11 protein-coding genes are annotated in these 12,510 nt (G+C 56.1%); 4 read left to right on the plus strand and 7 right to left on the minus strand.

Annotated elements, in window-relative coordinates; genetic code table 11:
- Positions 1–97: 97 nt before the first annotated feature.
- The 7 genes from NT179_04355 to NT179_04385 all read right to left on the minus strand — a co-directional run bounded on the left by NT179_04355 (position 98) and on the right by NT179_04385 (position 9,462).
- Positions 98–1,873 carry an ABC transporter ATP-binding protein gene (locus NT179_04355; GenBank protein ID MCX5721248.1) on the minus strand — a complete coding sequence of 592 codons (1,776 nt, stop codon included), beginning with the start codon at positions 1,871–1,873 and terminating at the stop codon, positions 98–100.
- Between the two features lie 104 nt (positions 1,874–1,977).
- Positions 1,978–3,411, minus strand: a complete 1,434-nt coding sequence (locus NT179_04360) for an O-antigen ligase family protein (GenBank protein ID MCX5721249.1) — start codon at positions 3,409–3,411, stop codon at positions 1,978–1,980.
- Between the two features lie 74 nt (positions 3,412–3,485).
- On the minus strand, positions 3,486–5,651 hold the full coding sequence (locus NT179_04365; protein ID MCX5721250.1) for an AAA family ATPase: 2,166 nt from the start codon (positions 5,649–5,651) through the stop codon (positions 3,486–3,488).
- A 5-nt stretch (positions 5,652–5,656) separates the two neighbouring features.
- Positions 5,657–6,763, minus strand: a complete 1,107-nt coding sequence (locus tag NT179_04370; protein ID MCX5721251.1) for a polysaccharide export protein — start codon at positions 6,761–6,763, stop codon at positions 5,657–5,659.
- 81 nt (positions 6,764–6,844) lie between these two features.
- On the minus strand, positions 6,845–7,867 hold the full coding sequence (locus tag NT179_04375; GenBank protein ID MCX5721252.1) for an HD domain-containing protein: 1,023 nt from the start codon (positions 7,865–7,867) through the stop codon (positions 6,845–6,847).
- Between the two features lie 228 nt (positions 7,868–8,095).
- Positions 8,096–8,800, minus strand: coding sequence for an AAA family ATPase (locus NT179_04380; GenBank protein ID MCX5721253.1), 705 nt, complete (start codon positions 8,798–8,800; stop codon positions 8,096–8,098).
- A 323-nt stretch (positions 8,801–9,123) separates the two neighbouring features.
- The gene (locus NT179_04385; GenBank protein MCX5721254.1) at positions 9,124–9,462 is read right to left on the minus strand and encodes a hypothetical protein; all 339 of its coding nucleotides are present in this window, start codon (positions 9,460–9,462) and stop codon (positions 9,124–9,126) included.
- Between the two features lie 191 nt (positions 9,463–9,653).
- Here NT179_04385 and NT179_04390 point away from each other — a divergent pair, with 191 nt between their 5' ends.
- Genes NT179_04390 through NT179_04405 form a run of 4 tightly spaced genes read left to right on the plus strand, consistent with a single transcriptional unit; the run spans position 9,654 to position 12,487 of the window.
- Positions 9,654–9,938, plus strand: coding sequence for a PqqD family protein (locus NT179_04390; protein MCX5721255.1), 285 nt, complete (start codon positions 9,654–9,656; stop codon positions 9,936–9,938).
- The gene (locus NT179_04395; GenBank protein MCX5721256.1) at positions 9,907–10,350 is read left to right on the plus strand and encodes a lasso peptide biosynthesis B2 protein; all 444 of its coding nucleotides are present in this window, start codon (positions 9,907–9,909) and stop codon (positions 10,348–10,350) included. Before NT179_04390 ends, NT179_04395 begins: the two co-directional genes overlap by 32 nt.
- Positions 10,351–10,357: 7 nt before the next feature.
- A complete protein-coding gene (gene asnB, locus NT179_04400) occupies positions 10,358–12,292 on the plus strand; it encodes an asparagine synthase (glutamine-hydrolyzing) (protein MCX5721257.1) in 1,935 nt (644 codons plus the stop codon).
- 36 nt (positions 12,293–12,328) lie between these two features.
- Positions 12,329–12,487, plus strand: coding sequence for a lasso RiPP family leader peptide-containing protein (locus NT179_04405; GenBank protein ID MCX5721258.1), 159 nt, complete (start codon positions 12,329–12,331; stop codon positions 12,485–12,487).
- Positions 12,488–12,510 lie beyond the last annotated feature (23 nt).

The raw sequence follows: 12,510 nt of genomic DNA on the forward strand, positions 1-12,510 counted from the left end.
CTCGAAATGATATGCCGGGCCATGGGGCATGATATTGACCACCAAGCATTTCATCGGTACGTGTGCCCTTGTTCGGCAATGCCAGCCTCAGCGCTTCTCATGTCAACGCCTGCAGCTGACGCAATTCGTTGAATCGTCCCTGGGCGCGCGTGAGCTCAGTCCACGAGCCCGACTCCACAATACGCCCCTGCTCCATCACATAAATCCGATCAGCCCGCTGAATGGTCGCAAGGCGATGGGCCACGATGACAACACTCATACTTCGGGCCAGCGTCTCAAGCGTCTTCTGGATCATGAACTCAGATTCGGTATCCAACGAACTGGTAGCCTCGTCCAGGATCAGGAGCGCTGGCTTCCGGATCAATGCCCGCGCGAGAGCAAGGCGCTGGCGCTGCCCCCCCGAGAGCAATACCCCCCGACTTCCCACAACGGTTTCGTAGCCCTGCGGCAGCCGTTGAATAAACTCGTCTGCATGGGACAGTCTGACGGCCGCTTCAACCTCTTCAGCTGTTGCGGTCGGCTTCCCCCACAATAAATTTTCCCGTATCGTCTCATTGAACAAACTGACTTCCTGCGGCACGTAACCGCACTGCCGATGCCAGTCATTCACATTCAGCTGATGCAAGGGCACTCCGTCCACCAACACGTCCCCCTGCGTGGGACGGATAAATCCCATGAGCAAGTCAATCATCGTCGTCTTCCCGCTCCCGGAAGGCCCCACGATCGCAATCGTTTCTCCCTTCCGCACCTCTAACGTCACACCACGAAGAACCGGAGCCTTATTCTCATAGGCAAACCACGCGTCATCGACACGAAATCCCTGCTGAATTCCGTGAAAAGGCACCCCCCCATTCCGTTCACGATGCTCTTGTGCAAGACTGGTTAGATCGGCCACATGCGCCACACTGGGAAGCAGCGACAATATCTCGTGCATAGTCATCTGGAGGTCAGACACCCTCGGTGTCAGACGAAATACGATGATGAGCAACACCATGATGTCGGACATCGGCATCTTGAAAACAGTCAGAGCGGCGTACAAGCCAGCCAGGAGTAGCGTCGCCGTCAGGGGCTGATACAAGGCACCCACCATCGTGCGATTTCTGGAATCTCGAATTTGCACATTCGCCAACGCCTGCACAGCCTTGGCGAACCGATCGGCAGCATCACTAACGCCCCCGAAACCTTTCACCAATTTCGCGCTAGCCAGTTTTTCAACCGCCTCTTCCTGCACGCGTGCATACGCCAGGGTCGTTTCCGCCCCGTATTCCTGCCCCTTAGCCACACGCGCGCGGAAGAGATACAGGCCTGCCCCGGCAATCCCAACCGCAACCACGGCCATTTGCCACGAAAAAATGAGGGCCAGCGAGACGTAAATGAGAACCGCCACGCACTCGCGCACCAAGGCCATTAGATTCAAAAATGCGGCAGCAGCTCTTATAGGATCCAGAGTGAGTGCATTCGTCAGAATTCCGGTCTTCTGCTTCGCGATAAACTCCCAGCGCGCAGTAAGAATAGCTTCATACAAGGTGCTTCTGAGGAAACCGGCATACTGAAAACGTGTACTATTGACCAGTCGTTCATTGAGAATGACCACGAGGCTCTGCAGGAAAAATATGGCCAACAGGACTATCAGCACACCCCCAAGCGTCGGGGAAAACCCGACCGCCTGCGTTGCCTGTTGGAACCACCCCAGTATCTTGGAGGGCGGCCCCGGCGTCCCGGTTGTTTCCATGCCTGCCAATGAAAACATGGGTGCCAGCAACGCCAGCCCAACCCCTTCCAGCAAATTAGAGGCAATTCCAGCAGACACAATCAGCCACATCCTGAACGGATAGCGGTGGATCAGCCCTCTGGCAAACTCTACAACCGTCACAAGACCATATCCTTTTGCATATTGTCGTTACTGCCCTGAGTGGCCTACACAAGGAAACAACGACGGCCGCACACCAGCGCACTGAATGTTAGAGGATTCAGAAATCAAACCAATCCTGGTCGCCCCGATGAAAAACGCTGCATCGCGGAGGAGGAATGAGCCTGTTCGTCGCTCTCCGAGGCCTGCCCTTCCTCAGCTAAGAAAGGCGCCACGATGAGCAGCGCGGCAAACATCCAAAACGGCTCCATGATCCGCACAATGACGAAGGTATTGGACCCGACCGCATGCACCATTAAGCCAAGCAAGCCGAGCAAAAATCCAAAGGCAAGCCCCCGAACAGCCGGATCGTGAGCCTGCAGATAAACCCGCCTCACCGCTCGATAGAGACCCCAGATGAGAGCGCCAAAGGCCAGCAAGCCCACCATACCGGTTTCAACAAGAATCCGTGGGTACATGGCATCCATAAATGGCGCGCCGGTGATGCCACCGCCAAAAACTGGCGACTGTTTCCACCATTCGAACGATCTCTGCCACGACCGCAAACGATCCGACGTGGAGGTGTCGATCTTCAAACGGCCTACTTTGACCTGTCCCTTCTCAGATGCCTGGGTAAAGGTGAACATGATGCGTTGTTTGACGACATCGGGAGCCCAGACCGGAGTGGACACGATCACGGCGAGAAACAACGCAAAGAGTAACGGCTTTCGGTAACTGGCGTACCCTAGAACGGCTAACAGCACCACCCCGGCCGCTAAAAATGACGCGCGTGACAGGGTTGCCATGAGCGCAAGAGTTCCGATGCCTAGAAGCATAATGAATGGCCACTTCCGTTGCACCGCCCCTGGCGTCAGGATAAGCCCTAATACGATGGCCAGCATAAACACGAGGTAGCCACCGAGCGTATTCGGCTCCCCCACCTCACCCTCGAACGGAGCCGACGCCCGCTCCCCACCGGCAAGCTGCGCGATCGCATAGAGCGACACCAGAAAACAGGTCACCAGGCTCGCGACAACCAGCCCTTGCGCCTGACTTCTCGTACGAGTCGCATTCACCACCATAAAATAGAGGAAGAAATATTCGAAGTACTTCAAATTAAAGAAAAATCCGTTGAGCGGCTTCACTCGCCCCGCCACTACGCCGATCATCGTCGCTAACACGCAGGCCGCAACATAAAACATCATCCGCCCATTCAGCGGGGTATGTTTGACCGGTGCCACGCCTTTTTGGATCGCCGCTTTAACCAGCCAGACGAATCCAATGACGACCAGCAAAAGATCGTCAAAGCGGAACGTCGTGCCACGTCCGACTGTCGTGTCAGAGGCCCCGCCTCCAAACATGATCTCCGGACCGAGGAGCATGGAAAAGACGAGTAGATAGAGGCTTATGGTGGTGGAAAGAAACGCTGCGAGCAACAGGGCACAGGCCGCAACACCTCCCAGAAGGATCTTGGACTGGCCGGCATTCACGCCCAGCGAAAAGGCGACCGCCAGCAGGACGAGCAGGAGCAACTGGACCGGTCCGATCTGCAGCTTACTCATAGTCAGCAAGACCTCGTCAGATCTGGCAAGGAACCACTCGGAGCGACTTCGGATTACCCGCCAACCCCGACAGCTTATTTGTACCGGGCCCCATATGCCTCGTAATCGGGAGTCAGCTCCGCACTGACGTTGCTCAAGACGATCCCGAGCACCGTCGCGTTGGCATTTTCCAGCAGCGACTTGGCCCGCTTGAGCGCATTGCGCCCGACCTTGCCGACTTGATAGACAATCACGACGCCGTCTACCTTTGAGCCGAGCGTGACACCATCGGTCACCGGCAGAATCGGCGGACAATCGAAGATCGTGACGTCGTACTCCGCTTTCACCGTCGCGATCAATTCCTTGAGCCTCGGCGAATTCATAAATTCGGCAGGGTTCTCTGGTCGCCGTCCCGACGTCAAGATGTTCAGATTGTCGAGACCCGGCGCATTGATCACCGTGTCCACCCCCAATTTCCCCAGTATCAAATCCGTCACGGTCCGAATCGCTTCGGTATAGGGCACGGCACCCAGCAACACTTCGCTGAGGCCGGGAACCTGCTCCAATCCCAGCCGTTCATGAAGGATCGGCTTCCGAAGGTCCGCGTCCACCAGCAATACGCGCTTCCCGTCCTGCGCCAGCGAAATGGCTAGATTAACCGCGCTGGTGGACTTTCCTTCCTGTGCCCCGGCGCTGACAAAGGCCAGAACCTTCCGCCCTTGCGCTACGCCGGTAAACTCGATCACCGTGCGCAACGACCGATACCCTTCCGCCAAGGGAGATTGTGGATCGAATAAACTGACGAGATGGCAGTACAGATCCATCGTCTCGGACGCCAATTTCTCCTTGAACCCCTGCTGAATGTCCCGCTCGATCTCCTTTCGATCGACGCGGGGGATCACGCCCAGTACCGGCACCTTGAGATAGGCCTCGACCTCCTCGATCGTCCCGATGGATGTATCCAACGATTCTTTCAGAAAGGCCGCTACGAGGCCCACCAAGGCGCCCATCAACAACCCCACGAACGCATTCACGGGAAGGTTGGGCGCATTGATCGGCCGGGTCGGCTCAACCGCCGGCTCGATGATCGAAACCTCTTCGATCCGCTCAGCCCCCTTGATCATGAACTCCTGATGTTTGGACTTCAGCGCGGCGTACAAATTACTGTTCACCAGGACATCCCGTTCCAGCCTCGATAACCGGATCGCCGCCTGCGGGAGACTCAGGTAGCGATCCTTATAGCGAACAATGGATTCCTGGATCGCCTGTTCTCGCTCCGAAAACGTGCCGAGCTTGCCCTCAAGTTCCCGGATCATTTCCTCCTTGACGTTCTTGACCTTGCGGTCCAATTCCTTGACTAGGGCATGTTCGGGCGTATAGTTAATCAGTAAATTATTCCGCTCCTGCGTGAGATCCACCATCCGCCTATTCAACGTACTGATCAGCGCCTCGACCTCATCGGAATAAACCCGATTGGACGTCGTACCGATCGCTCCGACCTTTTTGAGCGACTCCAGCTGGTTGAGCACCTCTTTTTTGACCCGGAGCAATTTTTCCTGCTGCGCCTCCAACTGCTGGTACTGGATGAGCGCCTCCCTGGCCTCTTCTGTGACGAAGACCTGCCCCTCTTGCTCCTTGAAGGACGTCAGTGCCTGCTCGGCCTCGCGCAGGCTGACTTCCAATGCCTGAAGTTGCCCCTCCACAAACCGCCTGGCCTCGATCACTTGCCGATTCCGGTTGTAGATATTTTCTTCTCGATAGGCTTCGGCGGTCAAGGTTGCATACCGCTCGGCCTTCTTCGGATCATCGGCGGTCGCCGTGACCTTAATGATGTTGGTAGTGCCTTCCTGCGTCGCCTCAATCTTGCTTTGGAGGCCATAAATGACGGTCAGGAATTCAGGAGACTGCTGGACGCTTTTCTCCTCGATGGCTTTCTCAATCGTTTGCTCATCGAGATTCTGCGCAATGAGCCCCAACTGTTTGGCAACCCGTTTCATCACCGGAAAACTGCGGATCACCTCGGCTTGCGTGGCGATATCGTTGCCTTCGGACACAGAAACCGTTTCTTGAAGCAGGCCCGTGGCGGTCGTCGATCGCTCATAGCGGACGCGCGCTGAGGTCTTAAATGTGGGGTCAGGCCCAACCAGGTAGGGCATGATCGCTGTGAACACGGAGACCAGCGCCATAGTAAACAGCACTATCGCTTTCCGTTTCCGAACGATCAGCCAAAAATCGATGAGATTGAGATCGGATTGAGCCATAGAGATCAGGTACGAGACGAGAGGTAAGAGACCAGAGGTGCGAAAACTGAGCCATCCGCCCCTGCCCCTGGCCCTTCACGAGCAGTTGAGATTGCCGCTTCGAGAAAGCGATCGAACAGAGGCTTCACGAGGGTCTGCAGTCCTGGATGTTGACGCAGGAGATGCGCCACTCTCTCCCCATATTGCAGATAGAGGTCGGCGAACAGCCGACCATACCAATGCTCAGAAAAGGGCCCCCATATGTACCAACGCAAGACCGGCACCTGCCAGGCATGGGCGCCATAGAGCACTCGGGCGATCCAACAACCGACCCCCACCGCGGTCTGTGAGCTTGGACTCGGTGTGGCAAACAGCACCTGGAGGGTCTTGCCGATAAACACCGCACTGGTGGCCTGGAGCAAAGAGTTTAAAACCGGCATAACGGCCTTGGTGTAGTAATGGTTCCAATCGCCGATCTTATCCCTGGGGACAAAAATCACATCGTTATCATTCAGCGGAAGGTCCTCCCTCAGATCCCCTTCCTTCAAAAATCGCTGCACATTGGCCACCCGAATCACGGGGTTTTCCGCAGAAGACTTGGGTCTCGAAATGATAATCACCCTGTCAAGAGCCGCCACATCCGTATAGCCTCCTGCCTGCCCCAACGCATGCAGAAGGGTCGCATCTCGTTCCATCACCTGTTTTCCCGCCGCCTTGACCTCGCCGAAAATGTAAAAATTTTTCGGTTTCTGTATGCGCTTTTGAGCCAGCCTGACTTGGACACGAGGATTTTTAATTACGGCGGACAATTCCTTGGAGACACGGGCTTCCGCTTCAACCTCTGTCAGTCCACGGACGTTAATGTCCTGGAAGGAGACGGTGATCACCCCGCTTGTTAGCACCGTCGCCGCATACTTCTCCTCGCCCGCGCCACGTCGCACAATGATTTCAAGCGTATCGCCTGGCTCGATAATCGTATCCGGGTCCTGCTTGGCTACTATAGGGGGCAAAGTCCCGTCAGCGCCAAGACTTTCTGCGATCCCCTTCTCTGGCTGAGACGGATTCGCACAACCAGCAGAGAGGCCCAGCAACAACGAAATGGCTACTCGTCCGAGCCCTGCGAGGGCAGACATTCCAGCTGGCTCTTTCTCCGCCATCAAGAACCTGCCAGTCGATTCCGTTCGTTGAGGCAAGTCACGCATTCCCATGGCCCTCTAGAGTTTGTCCACAATCTCGAGGACGCTGATGAGCGGAGTCTTGCAGAGATCGATTTCCCTGGGCTCACGCAGGCGCAGTCCAACCTGATCAATCACGACCTTCACGATGGGACGGAGCGGGAATCGTGGATTCGACTGCACAACTGATCCGATATCGCCCGATGACAGTTTGACCCAGGTACCGGACGGAAACAGTGAAAATTGATTGAGGAGGCTCTTAAAAGCCCTTGTCGGAAAGCCCGCCCGCTCACGAGAAAGGAGGAGGCGGACCGCTTCGTGCGGCAACATGGCTTTCCGATTCAATCTAGTCCGCAACATCGCGTCGAGCACGTCCGCCATCCCGATAACCAATGCCATCTCATGAATCTGGGGTCCCTTCAATCCCTTTGGATAACCGGTGCCGTCCAGCCGTTCATGTTCCTGCATCACGATCTCGGAGATCCATAGCGCATCCGGCGCCGCCCGTCGCAACAACTCCGCACCCTGCACCGGATGATTATGGAGCAAGTCGATTCGATCCTTCGACCATCGGCCTGCCTCATCCAGCATCTGCTCAGGCAAAAGGAACATGCCTAAATCGTGCACCAGCGATGCCAACGCCAGCCGCGAGAGCTCATCCGATCGATAGCCCATGCCCATACCGATCTTGAGGGCAAAGATGGCAGTATGAACCAGATTGCCGACAAGCGACGGACCGCTCTGATGGGAAATGGCTCGCACCATGAGCGTGTCATCTTGAACAAGAGACGTGGCCATGCCACTGGCAATCGCAGGAAGATCACCGAGAGAAAACGGCTGCTGCATGCGGATGGACTTGGTAACCACCAGCAGTGCCGCCTCCGCCTTGATGTACCAGTCGACAGCCGGCTGTATGGCGACCGGCGCTGGAGCTTGCACCGGTGGAACTGACTCTTCCAGCACTTCCGCGATCAACAGGGAACGAGGCGCCTCCAGGGCTCCTGTGCTTGTTGGGACCGACGGCTGAGACGGAATTTCCGACTTCGGCGCCTCAGGTTGCACCCGTTCATTTAGGGTACGCAGGTGAATAGGCTCCGGGGGCGCCTCTGAAGCCGGAGACTTCCCCTCCGGTTCTTTCGGAGGGACGTTTCCCCCTCTAATCAGATCAGAGAGTCTCACTACCCTGCCCCTCCTCGCGTAAAGTCCGCAGTGACACGTGTCACGACTGCGGCATCGACCTGGGCTTTTCTTTCCAGAAAGCCGCTCAGAAGGGACAAGTCAGCCAGCGTATTAATTACCCGTGGGACTCCCTTGGAGCTCTGGAACAGCAACTCGACCGCCTCGCTTGAAAAAATCGGACGCTGCTCCCCCCCCGGCCAGCTTAAGACGATACTCGACATAGCGGATGGTTTCCTCTAAATCGAAGGCCGTCAAATGGAATCGGATCGCCACTCTCTGGGCAAACGGCTCAATCGCGTTGATTCTGCCATTCAGCTCCGGTTGTCCGATCAGAATCAAGGTCAGAAGAAACCGGTCGTTCATCTGAAAGTTCAACAACAGGCGCAATTCTTCAAAGACTACGTCGTCCTTGACCGTTTGGGCCTCGTCAATAATCAGAACCGTTTCTTTTTCACGCCGCAGGTTGTCCAGTAGATGCTCGTTGAGTTGGTGGAGCCGGTCTAATTTATTGTCAGTCGCCGTGACACCCAATTGATAGAGGACCTCTCCCAGGAAATCCTGAGAATCCATGGAGGGATTGGCAATGAGGGCGACATCGTACCGATCATGTGCAAGACGCTGGACAAACAAACGGCTTAATGTGGTCTTTCCACATCCAACTTCCCCGGTCAGCAACACCGCACCTTTCCGTGCCTCCACACCATAAAGCAGTCGCTGCAACCCCTCCTCATGTTTCCGTGAGGGGAAATAAAATGTCGAGTCCGGCACATTTTCAAAAGGGGCGGTTTTCAACCCCCAATACGCTTCATAATGCACAGATTGCCCCAGCGTAAAACGGTCACTACTTTATTTTTCAGACTATGCTTGCAACGTTTTGATTTGTCAAACAATTCTGTCGAAATATTTCCATTGTGCAGATGGGTTTACCCACCCACCCACCCACCCACGCCCCTCGATCCAGGACTGACAACCTGCAGCAAGCACGGAACCGACTTCACCAACGTTCACGCTCCACCCAGAACGGAAACCCCTATCAGCGACCGTTGTTGAAGGCACCGAACGAGCCACTCGGCAGGAACACACAAGCATGATGAGGGAGCAAGGACGCGAAAGGCCTTCATTGGCCCTTGAAGGGAATCTTACTTGCCAAGCATTTCTCGATACTTCTTCTTTTCGGCTTCACTCAAACTATTGAACTGCTGTTTGGCCTGTTCTTTCTGGTCCGGCGCCAGGCTTTCATATTGCTTCATGGCGGAAGCCTTATCCTTGACCAACTTCCTCACTTCCGCTTTTTCATCGGCCGACAATTGCGTGGGGTTATCCATGGCCTTAAACCCCAAGGATACGCGGTGCATCATGGTCTCAAGCCCCTGAGTTGAAACCGCAATGCCCATCCCCACGGCTGCGGACACCACGACAATGCCGCTCAAAAATTTCACATTCCGTTTGAGTTCACTTGTGCGCCGTCGAGATCGCATCACACCCCTCCTGACTGTATAGCATTTAGAAATGAAGCCCAGGGGAAGTCAAGAATTTTCCGAGCCGAGCCCCCTCCTTCTTGACAACTATTCGACCAATCGATACCTTGACCACAGCGACGTGTCACGACTCTTCTGTCCTTAGAGACAGATATCCAGCCCCCTCGGCAGTCAGACAAAGGCACCGGCCCATGAATATCCGCATCCCTAGCGATGTCGTCTTTCGAGATCTGTCAGGCGAGGGAGTCTTATTGAACCTGGCCACCGGCACCTACTTCGGGCTCGATGAGGTCGGCACGAAATGCTGGCACCTGATCGGCTCACAGGGAACGTTGGAGAACATCGTCACGGCCCTGTTGCCCGAGTATGAGGTTGACGAACCGCGACTCCGAAGCGATCTCACACGGCTCCTCCAGCAACTGACCGACAAAGGACTCGTCGTAATTGATCAGACAGAAACTCCAGCGGCTCACTGACCTTTCGCTCAGAGACTGGCTCTGGCTTCCACCGCTCGTCTTGTCGGCCCTCGCGATCGCCATGGCAGTCAAGCTCGCCCCGCTCCCTGACATTATCCGATTCCTCGACCGATCAGCCCGCCACCCTTGGATCGCCTTCCTGCAAATTGGCAATCGACTGCACGATCTGGACGAACTCGTCCGCCTGACCGGATTAGCTGCCAGGGTCGTCCAGGGGCCCGGTTGCTGCCTCAGCCGATCGCTGCTGCGTTTCTGGTTGCTCCGCGCCAGGCAAGAACCGGCCGAGTTGCTGATCGGCGTCGCAAAGAATGGAGACTTGCTTCAGAGTCATGCCTGGATCGAACAGCAAGGACTCGCCATCGATGCAGGTCACGAGCTGAACCGAACCTTCGTGCCTGTACTCCGGTTCTGAGGACTCTATGAGCGGCATCGTCGGCAGCTACAATCTGAATGGCAAACCGGCAGAGCCTCTCGTGATCAGACGCATGACGAACCGCCTCGCGCACCGTGGACCGGACGGGCTGACCTGTTGGCTTGACGGGCCGGTCAGCTTGGGCCATGCCATGCTTCAGACCACCCCTGAATCGCTCTTCGAACGGCAGCCTCTCTGTGAGGGCGCCCTCTGCCTCACGCTGGATGGCCGGATCGACAACCGGGACGAACTACGAACAGCTCTTGAGTCTCATGGCGCAACCATGCGTAGCGACACCGATGCCGAACTGGTGCTGCGTGCCTACCAATGTTGGGGAAACGATTGCCCGATCCATCTCCTGGGCGACTTTGCCTTCGCCATCTGGGACGCCACCAAACACGAACTCTTCTGTGCTAGAGATCAGATGGGAATCAGACCCTTCTATTATTTCGCCAATGACCGGACCTTCCTCTTCGCCTCTGAGCTCCGCCCCCTGCTCGACCATGCCGAGGTCCAACCTGAGCTGAACGAAGGCATGATCGGAGAATACCTGGCCTGCCAGATCACCAGCCAGGAAGAAACCCTCTACCGCCATCTCTTGCGCCTTCCGCCCGGTCATTGCCTCACCGTGAGTCCTGGCCGGTTCCGGGTGACCAGATACTGGGACTTCGATTCCTCCAAAGAGCTCCATTATGGAAACGACGAAGCCTATCGCGATCATTTTCTGGCCCTCTTAACGGAATCGGTCCGCTGCCGTCTGCGGAGCCACAAGTCTGTCGGCTGTTACCTGAGCGGAGGGCTCGACTCCTCCTCGGTCGTCTGCCTCGCAGCCTCTCTCAAGAAAAACGGACTGGCCACTCAGGGCCTGGAAACATTCTCTCTGCTCTTTCCAGGACTGGCCTGCGATGAAAGCCCCTATATCCAGGACATAGTCCAACAGTGGGATATCCCCTCGAACACGATCTGCCTGGAAGCAGAACCGGAGGCATCATTTGTTGAATGCGCCAAGCGAGACCGCGACTTTCCCGGTTATCCGAATGGAACTATGGGGAACCCCTTGAGAGCCCTCGCCAGGGATCGCGGGGTTCGGGTGCTCCTGACCGGAACAGGCGGAGACGAATGGCTGACCGGCAGCTATCTCGGAGCAGGAGACCTCCTTCGCCAAGGAAAGCTTCAAACTTTACATCGCCGGCTCCGGAATGACTTTGGCGCAACAGGCTTTCTCGACACCTTCGACATGGCCCTGCGCTATGGCCTCTGGCCACTGTTTCCTCAAGCCATGCGCCAAATCATCAGGCAGGGACTGGGACGTCATGGACTTCTCTCCTGGCTCAACCCAGATTTTGCCAGAAGGATTCATTTGCGCGACCGGATCCAACTGGAGCCGGACCGGAGTTCCTGCGCGAGCCTGGCGCAAGCAGACATTGCCCTGACCCTCAAGAGCGGCTGGTGGCCCCATATGTTCGAAATCGAAGACCGTGCGGCCTCCTGGTTCGCACTGGAAGAACGGCATCCCTTTGCGGACCGTCGGCTCGCCGAATTTGCCGTATCGTTGCCGGAAGACCAACGTTGGCGAGGCCAGCAAACCAAATATCTCCTCCGCCAGGCGATGCGAGGCATCCTCCCAGAAACCGTGCGACAACGAACGACTAAGGCGGAATTCTCCACCGTCTTCCTCCAGGCTTTGCGCACCCTTGGAGGCAGCCATTTCTTCGACTCGTTACAGATCACGGCCATGGGCTGGGTCGATGCAGACAAGATTCGGCAGGCCTATTCCAACATAGAAGCCGGGGCAACCAATAATCCTGACTCAGCCCCATCCGGCCTCTGGTCTCTCTGGATGGTCATCGGAATCGAACTGTGGCTTAGACATATGGCAGACCGCGACCGTTCATCGGAAGAGACAGCTCTTCACTGGAAGCCTGCAGCCCAATTGGCGTAATCTCTTATCGTAAAATACACAAAGGAGGAACGTGCCATGGCTCAAGAACCAGTCCCGACCGACAAGAAAAAACCCTATCGCTCCCCCACCCTGACAGAATACGGAAACGTGGCCAAGCTCACGGAAGAGAAGGAGGGATCAAAAGCGGACGGAAGGTCTGGCATGCTCATGTTCACACAGAAGCAGGATAAATGATCCAATTCACCAGTCACCCTATG

The organism is Nitrospirota bacterium (genome assembly GCA_026387665.1).
GTDB lineage: Bacteria > Nitrospirota > Nitrospiria > Nitrospirales > Nitrospiraceae > Palsa-1315.

Excerpts from the sequence above, each read along its gene's own strand:
- NT179_04360 (MCX5721249.1), bottom strand. The coding sequence starts at position 3,411 with ATGAGTAAGCTGCAGATCGGACCGGTCCAGTTGCTCCTGCTCGTCCTG.
- NT179_04365 (MCX5721250.1), bottom strand. The coding sequence starts at position 5,651 with ATGGCTCAATCCGATCTCAATCTCATCGATTTTTGGCTGATCGTTCGG.
- NT179_04370 (MCX5721251.1), bottom strand. The coding sequence starts at position 6,763 with ATGTCTGCCCTCGCAGGGCTCGGACGAGTAGCCATTTCGTTGTTGCTG.
- NT179_04385 (MCX5721254.1), bottom strand. The coding sequence starts at position 9,462 with ATGCGATCTCGACGGCGCACAAGTGAACTCAAACGGAATGTGAAATTT.
- NT179_04390 (MCX5721255.1), top strand. The coding sequence starts at position 9,654 with ATGAATATCCGCATCCCTAGCGATGTCGTCTTTCGAGATCTGTCAGGC.
- asnB (MCX5721257.1), top strand. The coding sequence starts at position 10,358 with ATGAGCGGCATCGTCGGCAGCTACAATCTGAATGGCAAACCGGCAGAG.
- NT179_04405 (MCX5721258.1), top strand. The coding sequence starts at position 12,329 with ATGGCTCAAGAACCAGTCCCGACCGACAAGAAAAAACCCTATCGCTCC.